This is a genomic window from Citrobacter sp. RHBSTW-00017 (assembly GCF_013797615.1).
In the GTDB taxonomy this organism is placed as follows: domain Bacteria; phylum Pseudomonadota; class Gammaproteobacteria; order Enterobacterales; family Enterobacteriaceae; genus Citrobacter; species Citrobacter braakii.
In genome coordinates, this window is the sequence record NZ_CP056899.1 from 538,542 (window position 1) to 553,694 (window position 15,153).

Genomic DNA, 15,153 nt, shown 5'->3' on the forward strand with positions numbered 1-15,153 from the left:
AGAGTGACGTTGCCGTGTAGGTCTGATGAGCGCAGCGCTTCAGGTACTCGGCTAATCTTCATCAAACCCTGAATTAAACAGGGCAATCACCGCTGCCAGGGCTTCCACTTCCTGTGGACCCGTGGCTTCAACTTCTATCTGACGCCCTTTGGCGGAATCCAGCATCAGCAGAGCGATAACACTGTTTGCCTCGGCTTCCGTTCCTTCATCATTACGCAGCAAAACTTCTGCTTCAAAACCCTGCATCAATTCAAACAGTTTCATGGCTGGGCGAGCATGCATACCCAGCTTATTCGTGATTTCAACGGTTTGCTTCACGGTCATGATTTACGTTTTTCCAGCGTACGATGGCGTGACTGTACGTTTTTACCGCGTGAGCGGAAGTAGTCTGCCAGCTGCTCTGCAATATACACCGAACGGTGTTTCCCGCCGGTACAGCCGATAGCTACGGTGAGGTAGCTGCGGTTGTTGGTCTCCAGCATGGGTAACCATAGCTCAAGATAGCTGCGAGTCTGGTAGATAAAATTGTGTACTTCTGTGTGCCTGTCAAGGAAGGCGGCAACGGGGCGGTCAAGACCGGTCATCGGGCGCAGCTTCGGATCCCAGTGCGGGTTAGGCAGGAAGCGCACGTCAAAGACGTAATCCGCGTCAATTGGGATACCGTGTTTGAAACCAAAGGATTCGAATACCATCGTCAATTCGCGTTCACGCTTGCCCAGCAGGCGGGTACGCAACATTTCCGCCAGTTCGTGCACGGACATTTCGGAGGTATCCACGATCAGGTCAGCACGAGAGCGCAGCGGCTCCAGCAAATCGCTTTCCTTATCGATAGCGCTCTCCAGAGATAAGTTCTTGCTGGAAAGAGGATGCAGGCGACGCGTGTCGCTGTAGCGGCGAATCAGGGTGTTACGATCGGCGTCAAGGAACAGCAACTGTGGTGAGAAGCCTTCAGGCAGATTGTTCATTGCCTGCTCGAAAATCTCTGGGGACTCAGGCATGTTGCGCACATCAATGCTGACGGCCGCAGAAATCTGGCGATCGGCCAGAGTACGAGCCAGATCGGGCAACAGCACTACGGGAAGGTTATCCACGCAGTAAAAACCCATATCTTCCAGCGCTCGCAGGGCGACAGATTTTCCTGACCCCGAACGACCGCTGACGATCATCAGTACCATGTACTGTTTCTCCTCACAACGACAAAAAAGGATGCCATTGGGTTGTTATGCTTCATCCAGTCCACCTTCGGTGTCCGTGATGATTTGATACAACTCCTGGTCACTCTGTGCTGCGCGCAGGCGGCGGCAGATGGTTTTATCGGCCAGACGTTTGGCGACCAGCGACAACGTATGCAAATGCGTCTTGGTTTGGTCTGCCGGAACCAGCAGGGCGAAAAGCAGATCGACGGGTTGATTATCAATGGCGTCGAAAGCAATTGGCGTTTCAAGTTGCACAAACACGCCAACTGCGCGCATCGTGTCTTCTTCCAGCTTTCCGTGCGGGATAGCAATTCCATTACCGATGCCGGTACTGCCCATTTTTTCACGCGTCAGAATGGCTTCAAATACCACCTGAGAGGGCAAGCTGAGCTGTTTTGCCGCCAGTTCGCTGATGATTTCCAGCGCGCGTTTCTTGCTTTGGCAGTGAACGCCAGCGCGTGTACATTCCTGGTTAAGAACATTGCTCAGTTGTAGAGTCGTATCGTTATTTGTCATAATTTCACCTAAGCGCTAACTGTACAAATGGCCCGTTGTGCTACACAACAGGCCGTCCTGCACCCGCTAACTGCCCGGACAAGTTAGTGCTGTTTCAGTTTATCTTTATGTTTTGTTAACTGCCGAGCCAGTTTATCAATTAAACCGTCAATGGCGGCGTACATATCCTGACCTTCCGCGCTGGCATGAATTTCGCCACCGTTCACATGCAGTGTTGCATCCGAGATATGTGTCACCTTCTCCACTTTCAACACAATATAGACCTGATTAATCCGGTCGAAATATTGTTCTAGCTTGGCGAATTTTGTATTAACAAAATCGCGTAAGGCTTCAGTGATTTCGACGTTGTTTCCAGTGATGTTGAGCTGCATAGTGTCTTCCTTATCGGTTGGGTCAGACCAGCTGTTTGCGCTGGTTCGACGGCGGAATGGATAAAGACTCTCGGTACTTCGCAACAGTGCGGCGTGCCACCATGATACCCTGTTCTGACAGCATAGAGGTTAACTTGCTGTCACTCAGCGGTTTCGCGGGGTTTTCCGCAGCAATTAATTTCTTCACCAGTGCACGGATAGCTGTGGATGAGGCTTCGCCTCCGCCTTCAGTGTTAACGTGACTGGAAAAGAAATACTTCAATTCAAAAATGCCGCGCGGACTGTGCAGATACTTTTGCGTGGTCACTCGGGAAATGGTCGATTCGTGCATCTCGACGGCCTGGGCGATATCCGCCAGCACCATCGGTTTCATAAACTCTTCGCCTTGATCAAAGAAGGCTTGCTGCTGTTCAACGATACAGCGACTGACGCGCAGCAGCGTATCATTGCGACTTTCCAGGCTTTTAATCAGCCACTTTGCATCCTGCAGATTGCTACGAATAAACTGGCTGTCAGCGTCGTTGCGCGCGCTGTTGCACATGGCGGCGTAGTGCTGGTTAATCTGCAACCGTGGAATGCTGTCGCCGTTGAGTTCGACCACCCAGCGATCGTTATGCTTACGCACCAGTACATCCGGAATAACGTATTCTGGCTCCCCGGTCTGGATAGACTGCCCAGGTCTGGGGTCCAGGGACTGAATAAGATTGACGGCTTCTTTCAGCACATCTTCTTTCAGCCGGGTTACGCGCATCAGCGTGCGGAAGTCATGGTTGGCTAACAGATCGAGGTGATCGCTGATGATCAGGCGCGCTTCTTCCAGCCACGGCGTGGCTTTATCAAACTGGGAAAGTTGGATCAATAAGCAGTCGCGGAGATCTTTGGCCGCCACGCCCACGGGATCAAAACGCTGAATGCGTTTAAGCACGGCTTCGATTTCGTCCATGCCGACGTCGTCATCGCCCATGCTTTCGAGAATATCGTCCAGGGTTACGGTGAGATAACCGGTTTCGTCTACCGCATCAACAATGGATGTCGCAATTGCGCGATCGGTATCCGAGAACGGGGTCAGCTCCACTTGCCACATCAGGTAATCCTGCAGCGATTGCGTGGTCTCACCCTGATACACAGGCAGTTCGTCGTCGATGTAATCCCCGCTGGTGCCAGAAGGCGTACCGGCGGTGTAAATTTCATCCCAACTGGCGTCAAGCGGCAGCTCCTCTGGCATCTCTTTTTGTTCGAGAGCATCTGCGGTGTCGAGGGATTCGCTGTCCTGTTTTTCCTGGGTATCAATTTCGTCGTGAAGATCGGTTTGCTCGAGCAGTGGGTTACTTTCCAGCGCTTGCTGAAGTTCTTGCTGAAGTTCCAGCGTGGACAGCTGCAACAGACGGATAGCCTGTTGTAGCTGAGGCGTCATCGCCAGTTGTTGGCTAAGCCTGAGTTGCAAACCTTGCTTCATGTTCAGAGTTGTTCTCTCCTGCGGTGACGTGAAGTCTTCTACCCTATCAGAGTCTGAAGTCTTCCCCAAGGTATACGCGTTTAACGTGCTCATCCTGCAGTATTTCTGTTGGCGTGCCATGCGCGATCAGGTGGCCCTGACTCACGATGTAGGCGCGCTCACACACTGCCAGCGTTTCGCGAACGTTATGGTCGGTAATCAGCACCCCAAGCCCGCTGTCGCGCAGGTGTTCGATGATCCGTTTGATATCAATAACGGAAATCGGGTCAACACCGGCAAACGGTTCATCCAGCAGGATAAATTTCGGATTCGCGGCCAGTGCGCGGGCGATCTCCACGCGGCGTCGTTCACCACCGGAGAGCGACTGTCCCATGCTGTCACGCAGGTGTTCGATGTGGAACTCTTCCATCAGCTCGTTGGCGCGATCTTCCCGCTGCTCGCTGGTAAGATCGTCACGAATTTGCAGCACCGCCATCAGGTTATCAAACACGCTCAGGCGACGGAAAATAGACGCTTCCTGCGGCAAGTAGCCGATGCCGCGACGCGCGCGCGCATGCAGAGGCAGCAGGCTGATGTCTTCGTCATCAATGATAATGTTGCCCGCATCACGCGGGACAATGCCGACCACCATGTAAAAGGTCGTTGTCTTGCCCGCACCGTTAGGACCGAGCAGACCGACGATCTCCCCGGAGTTGACGGTCAGACTGACATCTTCCACCACACGGCGGCCCTTATAGGCTTTTGCAAGGTTCTTTGCAGTTAATGTTGCCATAACGAATCAGTTACCTTTTTTCTCTGCCGGAGCCTTGTTTTTGTCCTGCAACTGCGACGGTACCAGAACGGTGGTGACGCGTTTGCCTTTATCGCTGAAGGCCTGCATTTTCTGCTCTTTCACCAGATAGGTGATCTTATCGCCCGTGATGTTGCTATCGAGCTGTTCCAGGTAAGCCTTACCGGTGAGAACGACGAAGTCTTTCGCCAGTTCATAATGCATGTGTGAGGCGTGGCCTTTAACCGGTTTACCGTTGTCCTGCATCTGGTAAAAGGTTGCAGGATTACCGTAGCCATCAATGACTTCTTTACCGTCTTCACCGCCAGGGCGGGTCACGACGACTTTATCGGCGTTAATTTTGATGGTGCCCTGAGTCACAATCACGTTGCCAGTAAAGGTCACCACGTTGCCTTGCATATCAAGGGACTGCTGGTCCGACTCAATGTGAATCGGCTGCTCGGTATCGCCGGTAACGGCGAATGCCGGGATGCTGGCGGCCAGAAGTGCGCTGGCAAGCACAAGATTAAGGCTGAGTTTGTTTGTTTTGGATTTCATATGAGGTTCTAACCTTTTCAATCAGCTCGGCGTTCTTGCTGCGTAAGTTGCCGCGCATCTTCAGTCCGCTGGAGTTAAATGTTGTGCCATATAACGTGACGAGATCATCGGAAGTGACGTCTTGTGTCACCAGGTTAATCTGTGCGTTATCGGTCGTAATTCTGCGTAGTTGAGAGTCGGGCACCAGGGCGTTGACCTCAACATGGCCGTACAGATATAGCATCCGATCGTTGGTCAATTTGGCTTTATCAGCCTTGATCGTCCAGGTCGGTACTTTATCCTTATCAAATGTGGTTAATACCGGTTGAGTAAACCACGAAACCGCTTGTTCCGAATAATATTCAACGTTTTGCGCGATCAAGTGATAGCTCAGTGCGCCTTCGGGACTATACACAACGGTATCAGTATGTTCGCTCTTATAGGTTGGCTCGTTGTTATTTACGACGACCTCAGCGGTGTCGTCTTTGTCTGCCAGATTAATACCAATCATCACAAGGACAGCCAGCGACAGTAGAATGATAACCCAACGTCTGGTTTTGCTCATATCGATTGCCCTTTGGCCTCGTCCAGTTTGCCCTGCGCCAGGAGTAATAAATCGCAGACTTCGCGTACCGCGCCGCGTCCCCCATCGATGCGGGTGACATAATCGGCCCGCGGGATCAGCAAAGGATGAGCATCCGCCACCGCCACGCTTAATCCCACTTGTGCCATCACCGGCCAGTCGATCAGATCATCGCCAACGTACGCAACATTTTCAGGAGCGATCGCCAGTTTGCTAAGGAGATCGTTAAAGGCGACCAGTTTGTCTGACTGCCCCTGATACAAATGCGTGATCCCCAATGTGGCACAGCGATCTTCTACAAGTTTAGCCTTTCGTCCGGTAATAATGGCAACCTCGATACCGGAAGTGAGCGCACAGCGAATTCCGTAACCATCGCGGACGTTAAAAGCCTTCAGCTCTTCACCGTTGTTGCCCATATAAATCAGACCATCAGACAGTACGCCATCCACATCCAGGATCAGTAAACGGATGTTTTCTGCCCGGGTGATAACGTCTGTACTGACGGGTCCATAACAGGTCGCAAGCGACGCACCTGCTTTACTCATTTTCTTTATCCTTGAGTTTCTTACACTACACCTGCACGCAGCAGATCATGCATATGTAACACACCAAGTAACCGGTCGCCATCAGCAACCATTACCGAGGTGATATGGCGGGACTGCATTAAATTCAGGGCATCGACGGCAAGAATGCCCGGACGCACGCGAATGCCGCCAGGGGTCATCACATCGGCAATGCCTAACTGGCGAACATCAACGCCCATATCGAAGACGCGACGTAAATCGCCATCGGTGAAAATACCGTCAATCTTCATGTCATCATCGCAAATGACGGTCATGCCGAGATTTTTACGCGTGATCTCAAGTAAGGCGTCACGCAGGCTGGCGCTTTTAGTCACATGCGGGATCTCATCGCCCGTATGCATAATATCGTTAACGCGCAGTAAAAGCTTACGGCCTAGTGCGCCACCGGGATGAGATAACGCAAAATCTTCCGCGGTAAAGCCACGCGCTTTTAATAATGCCACGGCTAGCGCATCGCCCATCACCAGCGTTGCGGTCGTGCTGCTGGTCGGCGCCAGGCCTAACGGGCAAGCTTCCTTAGGCACTTTAACACACAGATGCACATCTGCCGCACGCGCCATGCTGCTTTCCGGACGACCGGTCATGCAGATAAGCGGTACATGAAGACGTTTTAACACCGGGATTAACGCCGCTATCTCATTGGATTCACCGGAGTTAGAGATGGCGATGACTACATCCTGCGGCGAGACCATGCCCAGATCGCCATGTGCGGCTTCGCCTGGATGCACGAAAAATGAGGGGGTGCCGGTGCTGGCAAATGTGGCCGCCATTTTCCGCCCGATGTGTCCGGATTTCCCCATCCCCATCACCACAACTTTGCCCGGGCAGCTGAATATTTTCTCGCAGGCGAGAGTAAAATTTTGGTTGATGTACTGATCAAGCTCCGCCAGGCCTTCACGTTCAATTGCCAGGACTTCCTTGCCTGCTTGCTGAAAGTCAAAACCCGGTTGCAACTCTAAGTGCGACATAATGCGTTTCCAGTTATCCAACGAGAAGTGGCGATAACCAATACAGCATCGCCAGCCATATGATAAAACCGCCGGTCAGCAGCGCACCCGCGCCGCGACCAATCTGGCGCGGACGTCGCCAGCAGAGTAGTGCAAAAATTACGCTCACCAGCAGCATGACGCTATAGTCACGGGTGAAGGCCATCGGATTAACTTCCCCCGGCGTAATCAGCGCCGGCAGTCCGAGGACGATAACAATATTAAAAATGTTCGCGCCGATGATGTTGCCGACGGCAATATCGTTTTCGCCTTTACGCAGACCCGCAATTGCCGTTGCCAGCTCCGGCAGGCTGGTACCAATGGCGACAACCGTCAGCCCGATGGTGAGTTCGCTCATGGCGAAGTAGTTCGCCAGTACGGTTGCGTTATCTACCACCATACGCGTTGCCATTGGCATAATAATTAGCGCAATACCCAACCACAAAAATGCGACCGGTAACCCGCCTTCGCGTGGCAGTTCCGCGATCTGCTCGCGGGTCAGGCTGTCGTTACCTTGTCGCTCAGCCAGACGGGCGATCTTAACAATGAATAACAGCCATAGCACGGCCAGAAGCAGAAGAAAGAAACCATCGCTGCGACTCAATTGCCCGTCATACAGGACCGATGCGGCTAAGATGCTTACCAGCAACATTAGCGGTAATTCACGACGCAGAACATCAGAATGCACGGTAAAAGGATGAATCAGCGCCGACAGGCCTAAAATAAGCAGAATGTTGGTAATGTTAGAGCCGATGGCGGTACCGACGGCTAAATCAAGCTGCCCGTTCATCGATGCGGCAACGGAGACAATTATCTCGGGTAACGATGTACCAATGCTGACCACGGTCATCCCGATGATAATGGGGGGAATACCGAAGTTTCGACATAAAATGGATGCGGCAAATACCAGTCGGTCGGCACCGTAGACCACCAGAAGTAAACCAATTATTAACAGCGCCGTCGCTAAAAGCATCTAAAGTCCTTTCTTCAGGTATACTCGCCGGTCCACTTGAAGGATTTCTGGAAGCCGTCACGAATTCTTAATTTTGACTTTATGCGGCTAAAAAGTAAAACAAATGCCAGCTTTCGCTAACCAGGACAGGTAATAATCTGTAAATATGTTGGGTTCAGGGCTAAATTGAGCGCCAAGCTCTTCGATCAACGAGGCAATAGTAAAGGATGAATCAATGGGTCAGTCTGTGGCGAATCTAATCGATATGCGCGATGTCAGCTTTTCCCGAGGCGACCGCTGCATCTTTGATAATATTTCCCTGACGGTGCCGCGTGGTAAGGTGACGGCGATCATGGGGCCATCAGGCATCGGCAAAACGACGCTGTTGCGTCTGATCGGCGGACAAATCTCCCCCGATAAGGGCGAGATCCTGTTTGACGGCGAAAATGTCCCGGCCATGTCCCGTTCGCGTTTATTTACCGTGCGTAAGCGCATGAGCATGCTATTCCAGTCTGGTGCGCTGTTTACTGATATGAATGTGTTTGACAACGTTGCATACCCGTTGCGCGAGCATACAACGCTGCCTGCGCCGCTGCTGAAAAGCACGGTAATGATGAAGCTCGAGGCCGTTGGCCTGCGGGGCGCGGCAAAATTAATGCCTTCTGAATTATCCGGTGGGATGGCGCGTCGTGCCGCGTTAGCACGTGCTATCGCGCTGGAGCCAGACCTTATTATGTTTGATGAGCCGTTCGTCGGCCAGGATCCCATCACCATGGGCGTGCTGGTGAAGCTGATTTCTGAACTGAACAGCGCGCTGGGCGTCACCTGCGTGGTGGTTTCCCATGATGTGCCAGAAGTGCTGAGTATTGCGGATTACGCCTATATTATGGCGGACAAAAAAATAGTGGCCTACGGTAGTGCTCAGGCGCTGCAAGAAAATGCCGATCCGCGTGTGCGTCAGTTCCTTGATGGCATTGCCGATGGACCGGTTCCGTTCCGTTACCCGGCGGGCGACTACCACATCGATTTACTCAAAACAGGGAGTTAAGCCACCCATGTTGTTAAATGCGCTGGCATCACTCGGACATCGGGGAATAAAAACCCTCAGGACGTTCGGGCGAGCCGGATTAATGTTGTTCAATGCAGTTGTCGGCAAGCCGGAGTTTCGCAAACATGCGCCGCTGCTGATACGCCAGCTCTATAATGTCGGTGTCTTATCGATGCTGATCATTATTGTTTCTGGCGTGTTCATCGGCATGGTGCTGGGGTTGCAGGGATACCTGGTGCTGACGACCTACAGTGCGGAAACCAGCCTCGGTATGCTGGTGGCGCTGTCATTGCTACGTGAGCTGGGGCCGGTGGTTGCGGCGCTGTTGTTTGCCGGGCGGGCCGGATCGGCCTTAACCGCAGAGATTGGCCTGATGCGGGCGACCGAGCAGCTTTCCAGCCTGGAAATGATGGCCGTCGACCCACTGCGCCGAGTGATCTCCCCACGTTTTTGGGCCGGTGTGATTTCATTGCCGCTGCTGACGATTATATTTGTCGCGGTGGGGATCTGGGGTGGGTCGTTGGTTGGCGTAAGCTGGAAAGGTATTGATGCAGGCTTTTTCTGGTCGGCTATGCAAAATGCCGTCGACTGGCGTCTGGATCTGGTCAACTGTCTGATTAAGAGCGTGGTGTTTGCCATTACGGTCACATGGATTGCATTGTTCAATGGTTATGATGCTATCCCGACCTCTGCCGGGATTAGCCGGGCAACGACACGCACCGTAGTGCACGCCTCTCTTGCCGTTCTGGGGCTGGATTTTGTGCTGACCGCACTGATGTTTGGGAATTGAGTTCATGCAAACGAAAAAAAATGAAATTTGGGTCGGGTTATTCCTGCTGGTTGCGCTGCTGGCCGCGCTGTTTGTCTGCCTGAAGGCGGCGAACGTCACCTCAATGCGTACTGAACCGACTTATACGATTTATGCGACCTTTGATAATATCGGCGGTCTGAGAGAGCGCTCTCCGGTGCGGATTGGCGGGGTCGTGGTAGGACGCGTATCGGACATCTCGTTAGATCAGAAAACGTACCTGCCGCGCGTGACGCTGGAAATTGAATCGCGTTTTAACCATATTCCTGACACCAGTTCTCTGAGCATCCGTACTTCCGGTCTGTTGGGCGAACAGTATCTGGCATTGAACGTAGGTTTTGAAGATCCTGAGCTGGGAACGTCTATCCTCAAAGATGGCGGTACGATTCAGGACACGAAATCTGCGATGGTGCTGGAAGATATGATTGGTCAGTTCCTTTACAACAGCAACAGTAAAGGTGATGACAATAAGAATTCTGGCGATGCGCCAGCCGCAACTGAAGGCAATAATGAAGCCACTACGCCTGCGGGCGCAACGAAATAATCTCAGGAGAATCGACGTATGTTTAAACGATTGATGATGGTGGCTATGCTGGTGATTGCTCCACTTAGCGCGGCAACCGCAGCGGACCAGACGAACCCGTACAAACTGATGGATGAGGCGGCGCAGAAGACGTTTGACCGTCTGAAGAACGAGCAACCTAAAATCCGTTCCAACCCGGATTACCTGCGTCAGGTGGTCGATCAGGAACTGCTGCCTTACGTGCAGGTTAAGTATGCAGGCGCACTGGTACTGGGCCGCTACTACAAAGATGCGACACCGGCTCAGCGTGACGCCTATTTCGCCGCATTCCGTGAATATCTGAAGCAGGCTTACGGTCAGGCGCTGGCGATGTACCACGGCCAGACCTATCAGATTGCCCCTGAGCAGCCGCTGGGTGATGCGACCATCGTGCCTATCCGCGTAACCATCATCGATCCAAACGGTCGTCCTCCGGTACGTCTGGATTTCCAGTGGCGTAAAAATTCCCAGACGGGTAACTGGCAGGCGTATGACATGATTGCTGAAGGCGTAAGTATGATCACCACCAAACAGAATGAGTGGAGCGACCTGCTGCGTACGAAAGGTATTGATGGCCTGACGGCACAGTTGAAATCTATTTCTCAGCAGAAAATCACGCTGGAAGAGAAAAAATAATGACGCAGTCACTCACCTGGATGCGTGAAGGCGACAAGCTGGTGCTGGTGGGAGAGCTGGATCAGGACGTGTTAAACCCATTATGGGATGCGCGAGTTGAGGCGATGAAAGGGGTATCCTGCATCGACCTGAACCAGATTTCCCGGGTGGATACCGGTGGTCTGGCATTACTGCTGCACCTGATTAATGAGGGCAAGCAGCAGGGGAACAGCGTTTCGCTCGCTGGCGTTAACGATAAAGTGTACACGCTGGCGCAGCTTTACAATTTGCCTGACGACGTTCTTCCGCGTTAATTTTTGTAAGCCGGATAAGGTCTTGTGCCGCCATCCGGCAAATCCTCTGCGGGGGATCTGCCACTAAAGCCTTGTCTGATTTATCAGCGGGGCTTTTTGCTTATTTATGACAGCGCCACTTTGCTCTAAGATGTTGGGCTGTTTTCACTATCTGACGAATGAAGAGCCCATGGAAAATAATGAAATTCAGAGCGTGCTGATGAATGCACTCTCCCTCCAGGAAGTCCACGTTTCTGGCGACGGCAGTCACTTTCAGGTTATTGCCGTGGGTGAGATGTTTGAAGGCATGAGCCGGGTCAAGAAACAGCAATCGGTCTATGGCCCGTTGATGGAGTACATTGCGGACAACCGCATTCATGCCGTGTCGATTAAGGCGTTTACTCCAGCGGAATGGGCGCGCGATCGCAAACTTAACGGTTTTTGAGCTACGGGTGATATGCCGGTAGCGAAGATAAATTCTTAACAGAGAACAGAATAATGGATAAATTTCGTGTTCAGGGGCCAACCAAGCTCCAGGGCGAAGTCACAATTTCAGGCGCTAAAAACGCCGCGCTGCCGATCCTGTTTGCGGCGCTGCTGGCTGAAGAACCTGTAGAGATCCAGAACGTCCCGAAACTGAAGGATGTTGACACCTCAATGAAGCTGCTGAGCCAGTTGGGGGCGAAAGTTGAGCGTAATGGTTCTGTGCACATTGATGCGCGTGACGTGAACGTCTTCTGTGCGCCGTACGATTTGGTCAAAACCATGCGTGCATCCATCTGGGCGCTTGGGCCACTGGTTGCCCGCTTTGGCCAGGGCCAGGTTTCACTGCCGGGCGGCTGCACCATCGGCGCGCGTCCGGTTGACCTGCACATTACTGGTCTGGAGCAGTTAGGCGCGACTATTAAGCTTGAAGAAGGCTATGTGAAAGCGTCCGTTGATGGCCGCCTGAAAGGCGCGCATATCGTCATGGACAAAGTGAGCGTCGGCGCGACGGTCACTATCATGTGCGCAGCAACGCTTGCCGAAGGCACTACCATCATCGAAAACGCCGCGCGTGAACCGGAGATCGTGGATACCGCGAACTTCCTGATTGCGCTGGGCGCAAAAATAACAGGCCAGGGTACCGATCGTATTACCATCGAAGGCGTTGAGCGCCTCGGCGGCGGTGTGTATCGCGTTCTGCCTGACCGCATCGAAACCGGTACTTTCCTGGTGGCAGCGGCAATTTCTCGCGGCAAAATTATCTGCCGTAATGCACAACCTGACACGCTGGATGCCGTTCTGGCGAAGCTGCGTGATGCGGGAGCGGATATCGAAGTCGGTGACGACTGGATCAGCCTGGACATGCACGGTAAACGTCCGAAAGCGGTCAATGTGCGCACAGCGCCGCACCCGGCGTTCCCTACCGATATGCAGGCCCAGTTCACGTTGCTGAACCTGGTGGCAGAAGGTACGGGTTTCATCACGGAAACCGTGTTTGAGAACCGCTTTATGCACGTGCCTGAGCTGAGCCGTATGGGCGCTCACGCAGAAATCGAAAGCAATACCGTGATTTGCCACGGCGTGGAAACGCTCTCCGGCGCACAGGTTATGGCGACCGATCTGCGCGCATCTGCAAGCCTCGTGCTGGCAGGGTGTATTGCTGAAGGTACGACGGTAGTCGATCGTATTTATCACATCGATCGCGGCTATGAGCGCATCGAAGATAAACTGCGCGCGCTGGGCGCAAACATTGAGCGCGTGAAAGGCGAGTAATCGTCTACGTCTCTTGTAACCCCCAGTTCTGTGAACCGGGGGTTACTACTCATCAGTGTTCATTCAGGATTCTGTTTCTCTTTGCGTCCCCTCATCATCCGCGTTCTGTCGATAAATTCATGTGTTTTTGCATCGTGATAGCGTGACGGCCAAATCACCCACGGGTCGGTTCCCAACGATCGGGCGATAATCAACTCACCTTTTGGCCATGGGCGTGTTAACGCATTGGCCAGCGTTGATGAGCTTAATCCATTTTTACGTGATTCAGCGGCCATTGAGGTCCCTTTCTTGCGCAGTCCGGCGATGATATCGGCCGGATGCCAGTCAATCAGCTTGTTTTCCATAAACTCATCTCTCCTTTGGTTATCGACTTATGGTTCCACGATCGGTTGTGGAGACACTATAACGCCCGGAGAACGAATGTTCTAAAATGTTCATGTAAAGTGTGAGTATATTCAGAATATGCCAAATTTATGCGAAGGTTGCTGGAGAGGGGGGAAGTGTTTATTGGAATTTATAAAAGCATCCCGCGCAGGGCACGGGATGATGAAAGATGCCGCAGGGTATTAACGGTCGCGCTGTACGGCGATATGCGCCAGACCAATCAGCGCTTCTCTCCACGGCGTATCAGGCAGTACCTGCAGCGCAGCGATGGCCTTATCAGCCTCTTCTTCTGCACGTTGGCGAGTCCACTCCAGGGAACCACAGGCGTTCATCGCTTCCAGAACAGGCTCCAGAAGGTGACGGCCATTACCCTGCTCAATAGCCTGGCGGATCATTTGTGCTTGTTCAGGGGTGCCGTGGCGCATGGCATGCAGCAGCGGCAGCGTTGGTTTACCCTCGTTGAGGTCATCACCGACGTTTTTACCCAGTTGCTCACCATCCGCGTTGTAATCCAGCAAATCGTCAATTAACTGGAAAGCAGTACCGAGATAACGGCCATAATCCTGCAACCCTTTCTCTTGTTCTTCGCTGCAACCAGCCAGAATGCCAGAGCATTGGGCAGCCGCTTCAAACAAACGCGCGGTCTTACTGTAGATAACGCGCATATAGTTTTCTTCAGTGATGTCCGGGTCGTTGACGTTCATCAACTGCAAGACTTCACCTTCGGCGATGACGTTGACCGCTTTCGACATGACTTCCAGCACTTTCAGCGAACCGAGGCTGGTCATCATCTGAAAAGCGCGGGTATAGATAAAATCGCCGACCAGCACGCTGGCCGCATTGCCAAACGCCGCATTCGCCGTGGCTTTTCCGCGGCGCATGTCGGACTCATCCACAACATCGTCGTGCAACAGGGTCGCGGTGTGGATAAACTCGATGAGGGCTGCAATCGTAACGTGCGCATTTTCCTGGTAGCCAACTGCACGCGCGGCGAGTACGGCGATCATTGGGCGAATGCGTTTTCCGCCGCCGCTAACGATGTAGTACCCCAGTTGATTGATCAGCTGCACGTCGGAATTGAGCTGTTCAAGGATTGTCGCATTGACCCCCGCCATATCTTGCGCGGTTAACTCATTGATTTTTTCTAAATTCATCGCAAAAGCCGGGCTTCTCGCCCCGATTACCTCACTGTATCGGAAGGTAACGTCGGGTTTAGGGTTATAAATATATGCTGATTGTACTGAAAAAACGCCATAGATAAACGTTACCGTACATGTTGTGTTTTTTTTCTTCATGTATTGACGTAGCACTTGTCAAAGGCTCGCGTTTTGCGTAATATTCGCGCCCTATTGTGAATATTTATAGCGCACTCTGAATCATCAAAAAGGTGTGCGCGGAAGCGGAGTTTTTTATGTACGCGGTTTTCCAAAGTGGTGGTAAACAACACCGAGTAAGCGAAGGTCAGACCGTTCGCCTGGAAAAGCTGGACATCGCAACTGGCGAATCTGTTGAATTCGCAGAAGTTCTGATGATCGCAAACGGTGAAGAAGTCAAAATCGGCGTTCCTTTCGTTGATGGCGGCGTTATCAAAGCTGAAGTTGTTGCTCACGGTCGTGGCGAGAAAGTTAAAATTGTTAAGTTTCGTCGTCGTAAACACTACCGTAAGCAGCAGGGCCATCGTCAGTGGTTCACTGATGTAAAAATCACTGGCATCAGCGCTTAAGTTAAGGGGAGC

At 52.5% G+C, this 15,153-nt stretch carries 21 protein-coding genes; 8 read left to right on the forward strand and 13 right to left on the reverse strand.

The window, feature by feature from the left end:
- Positions 1-51: 51 nt before the first annotated feature.
- From npr to HV037_RS02625, 11 genes are all read right to left on the reverse strand, one after another.
- On the reverse strand, positions 52-324 hold the full coding sequence (gene npr, locus HV037_RS02575; protein WP_003828770.1) for a PTS phosphocarrier protein NPr: 273 nt from the start codon (positions 322-324) through the stop codon (positions 52-54).
- Positions 321-1,175 (reverse strand): RNase adapter RapZ, encoded by an 855-nt coding sequence (rapZ, locus tag HV037_RS02580; protein ID WP_003025085.1) that lies wholly within the window; start codon positions 1,173-1,175, stop codon positions 321-323. Before rapZ ends, npr begins: the two co-directional genes overlap by 4 nt.
- Before the next feature lie 45 nt (positions 1,176-1,220).
- Positions 1,221-1,712, reverse strand: coding sequence for a PTS IIA-like nitrogen regulatory protein PtsN (ptsN, locus tag HV037_RS02585; protein WP_016154690.1), 492 nt, complete (start codon positions 1,710-1,712; stop codon positions 1,221-1,223).
- Positions 1,713-1,795: 83 nt separating this feature from the next.
- Positions 1,796-2,083, reverse strand: a complete 288-nt coding sequence (gene hpf / locus HV037_RS02590) for a ribosome hibernation promoting factor (protein ID WP_003025078.1) — start codon at positions 2,081-2,083, stop codon at positions 1,796-1,798.
- A 22-nt stretch (positions 2,084-2,105) separates the two neighbouring features.
- Complete coding sequence (rpoN, locus tag HV037_RS02595; protein ID WP_016154689.1) at positions 2,106-3,539, reverse strand: RNA polymerase factor sigma-54; 1,434 nt, start codon at positions 3,537-3,539, stop codon at positions 2,106-2,108.
- A 46-nt stretch (positions 3,540-3,585) separates the two neighbouring features.
- Positions 3,586-4,311, reverse strand: a complete 726-nt coding sequence (gene lptB / locus HV037_RS02600; protein WP_003025073.1) for an LPS export ABC transporter ATP-binding protein — start codon at positions 4,309-4,311, stop codon at positions 3,586-3,588.
- Positions 4,312-4,317: 6 nt separating this feature from the next.
- A complete protein-coding gene (lptA, locus tag HV037_RS02605) occupies positions 4,318-4,866 on the reverse strand; it encodes a lipopolysaccharide ABC transporter substrate-binding protein LptA (protein WP_016154688.1) in 549 nt (182 codons plus the stop codon).
- The gene (lptC, locus tag HV037_RS02610; RefSeq protein WP_016154687.1) at positions 4,835-5,410 is read right to left on the reverse strand and encodes an LPS export ABC transporter periplasmic protein LptC; all 576 of its coding nucleotides are present in this window, start codon (positions 5,408-5,410) and stop codon (positions 4,835-4,837) included. Before lptC ends, lptA begins: the two co-directional genes overlap by 32 nt.
- Positions 5,407-5,973, reverse strand: a complete 567-nt coding sequence (gene kdsC, locus HV037_RS02615; RefSeq protein ID WP_046276014.1) for a 3-deoxy-manno-octulosonate-8-phosphatase KdsC — start codon at positions 5,971-5,973, stop codon at positions 5,407-5,409. Before kdsC ends, lptC begins: the two co-directional genes overlap by 4 nt.
- A gap of 20 nt (positions 5,974-5,993) precedes the next feature.
- Entirely contained in the window at positions 5,994-6,980 is a 987-nt protein-coding gene (gene kdsD, locus HV037_RS02620; RefSeq protein WP_016154685.1) for an arabinose-5-phosphate isomerase KdsD, read from the reverse strand.
- 13 nt (positions 6,981-6,993) lie between these two features.
- Positions 6,994-7,971 carry a calcium/sodium antiporter gene (locus HV037_RS02625; protein ID WP_016154684.1) on the reverse strand — a complete coding sequence of 326 codons (978 nt, stop codon included), beginning with the start codon at positions 7,969-7,971 and terminating at the stop codon, positions 6,994-6,996.
- 214 nt (positions 7,972-8,185) lie between these two features.
- On the opposite strand from HV037_RS02625, the gene mlaF reads away from it, so the two are divergent.
- The 7 genes from mlaF (at position 8,186) to murA (ending at position 13,034) form a co-directional block, all read left to right on the forward strand.
- Entirely contained in the window at positions 8,186-8,998 is an 813-nt protein-coding gene (mlaF, locus tag HV037_RS02630; RefSeq protein ID WP_016154683.1) for a phospholipid ABC transporter ATP-binding protein MlaF, read from the forward strand.
- A gap of 7 nt (positions 8,999-9,005) precedes the next feature.
- The gene (gene mlaE, locus HV037_RS02635; protein ID WP_003025053.1) at positions 9,006-9,788 is read left to right on the forward strand and encodes a lipid asymmetry maintenance ABC transporter permease subunit MlaE; all 783 of its coding nucleotides are present in this window, start codon (positions 9,006-9,008) and stop codon (positions 9,786-9,788) included.
- A gap of 4 nt (positions 9,789-9,792) precedes the next feature.
- A complete protein-coding gene (gene mlaD, locus HV037_RS02640; protein ID WP_016154682.1) occupies positions 9,793-10,350 on the forward strand; it encodes an outer membrane lipid asymmetry maintenance protein MlaD in 558 nt (185 codons plus the stop codon).
- An 18-nt stretch (positions 10,351-10,368) separates the two neighbouring features.
- The gene (gene mlaC / locus HV037_RS02645) at positions 10,369-11,004 is read left to right on the forward strand and encodes a phospholipid-binding protein MlaC (RefSeq protein WP_016154681.1); all 636 of its coding nucleotides are present in this window, start codon (positions 10,369-10,371) and stop codon (positions 11,002-11,004) included.
- Positions 11,004-11,297, forward strand: a complete 294-nt coding sequence (mlaB, locus tag HV037_RS02650; protein ID WP_016154680.1) for a lipid asymmetry maintenance protein MlaB — start codon at positions 11,004-11,006, stop codon at positions 11,295-11,297. The genes mlaC and mlaB overlap by 1 nt, the downstream gene beginning before the upstream one ends.
- 169 nt (positions 11,298-11,466) lie before the next feature.
- A complete protein-coding gene (ibaG, locus tag HV037_RS02655) occupies positions 11,467-11,721 on the forward strand; it encodes a BolA family iron metabolism protein IbaG (RefSeq protein WP_003025040.1) in 255 nt (84 codons plus the stop codon).
- A gap of 53 nt (positions 11,722-11,774) precedes the next feature.
- Positions 11,775-13,034, forward strand: coding sequence for a UDP-N-acetylglucosamine 1-carboxyvinyltransferase (gene murA, locus HV037_RS02660; protein ID WP_003839949.1), 1,260 nt, complete (start codon positions 11,775-11,777; stop codon positions 13,032-13,034).
- 59 nt (positions 13,035-13,093) lie between these two features.
- On the opposite strand, the gene sfsB is transcribed toward murA, so the two are convergent.
- Positions 13,094-13,378 (reverse strand): DNA-binding transcriptional regulator SfsB, encoded by a 285-nt coding sequence (sfsB, locus tag HV037_RS02665; protein WP_016154679.1) that lies wholly within the window; start codon positions 13,376-13,378, stop codon positions 13,094-13,096.
- 222 nt (positions 13,379-13,600) lie between these two features.
- The gene (gene ispB / locus HV037_RS02670; RefSeq protein WP_019077785.1) at positions 13,601-14,572 is read right to left on the reverse strand and encodes an octaprenyl diphosphate synthase; all 972 of its coding nucleotides are present in this window, start codon (positions 14,570-14,572) and stop codon (positions 13,601-13,603) included.
- 257 nt (positions 14,573-14,829) lie between these two features.
- Between ispB and rplU the strand changes: the two genes are divergently transcribed.
- Positions 14,830-15,141: a 50S ribosomal protein L21 gene (rplU, locus tag HV037_RS02675; RefSeq protein ID WP_003025032.1), complete on the forward strand. Its 312-nt coding sequence runs from the start codon at positions 14,830-14,832 to the stop codon at positions 15,139-15,141.
- The last annotated feature ends 12 nt before the right edge of the window (positions 15,142-15,153 follow it).

Bases quoted from the DNA above. Each gene is read 5' to 3' on its own strand.
- mlaC (WP_016154681.1), top strand. From the start codon at position 10,369: ATGTTTAAACGATTGATGATGGTGGCTATGCTGGTGATTGCTCCACTT.
- sfsB (WP_016154679.1), bottom strand. From the start codon at position 13,378: ATGGAAAACAAGCTGATTGACTGGCATCCGGCCGATATCATCGCCGGA.
- lptA (WP_016154688.1), bottom strand. From the start codon at position 4,866: ATGAAATCCAAAACAAACAAACTCAGCCTTAATCTTGTGCTTGCCAGC.
- ibaG (WP_003025040.1), top strand. From the start codon at position 11,467: ATGGAAAATAATGAAATTCAGAGCGTGCTGATGAATGCACTCTCCCTC.
- mlaF (WP_016154683.1), top strand. From the start codon at position 8,186: ATGGGTCAGTCTGTGGCGAATCTAATCGATATGCGCGATGTCAGCTTT.
- lptC (WP_016154687.1), bottom strand. From the start codon at position 5,410: ATGAGCAAAACCAGACGTTGGGTTATCATTCTACTGTCGCTGGCTGTC.
- ispB (WP_019077785.1), bottom strand. From the start codon at position 14,572: ATGAATTTAGAAAAAATCAATGAGTTAACCGCGCAAGATATGGCGGGG.
- rplU (WP_003025032.1), top strand. From the start codon at position 14,830: ATGTACGCGGTTTTCCAAAGTGGTGGTAAACAACACCGAGTAAGCGAA.
- npr (WP_003828770.1), bottom strand. From the start codon at position 324: ATGACCGTGAAGCAAACCGTTGAAATCACGAATAAGCTGGGTATGCAT.
- rpoN (WP_016154689.1), bottom strand. From the start codon at position 3,539: ATGAAGCAAGGTTTGCAACTCAGGCTTAGCCAACAACTGGCGATGACG.
- kdsC (WP_046276014.1), bottom strand. From the start codon at position 5,973: ATGAGTAAAGCAGGTGCGTCGCTTGCGACCTGTTATGGACCCGTCAGT.
- murA (WP_003839949.1), top strand. From the start codon at position 11,775: ATGGATAAATTTCGTGTTCAGGGGCCAACCAAGCTCCAGGGCGAAGTC.
- HV037_RS02625 (WP_016154684.1), bottom strand. From the start codon at position 7,971: ATGCTTTTAGCGACGGCGCTGTTAATAATTGGTTTACTTCTGGTGGTC.
- mlaD (WP_016154682.1), top strand. From the start codon at position 9,793: ATGCAAACGAAAAAAAATGAAATTTGGGTCGGGTTATTCCTGCTGGTT.
- hpf (WP_003025078.1), bottom strand. From the start codon at position 2,083: ATGCAGCTCAACATCACTGGAAACAACGTCGAAATCACTGAAGCCTTA.
- kdsD (WP_016154685.1), bottom strand. From the start codon at position 6,980: ATGTCGCACTTAGAGTTGCAACCGGGTTTTGACTTTCAGCAAGCAGGC.
- rapZ (WP_003025085.1), bottom strand. From the start codon at position 1,175: ATGGTACTGATGATCGTCAGCGGTCGTTCGGGGTCAGGAAAATCTGTC.
- mlaE (WP_003025053.1), top strand. From the start codon at position 9,006: ATGTTGTTAAATGCGCTGGCATCACTCGGACATCGGGGAATAAAAACC.
- lptB (WP_003025073.1), bottom strand. From the start codon at position 4,311: ATGGCAACATTAACTGCAAAGAACCTTGCAAAAGCCTATAAGGGCCGC.
- mlaB (WP_016154680.1), top strand. From the start codon at position 11,004: ATGACGCAGTCACTCACCTGGATGCGTGAAGGCGACAAGCTGGTGCTG.
- ptsN (WP_016154690.1), bottom strand. From the start codon at position 1,712: ATGACAAATAACGATACGACTCTACAACTGAGCAATGTTCTTAACCAG.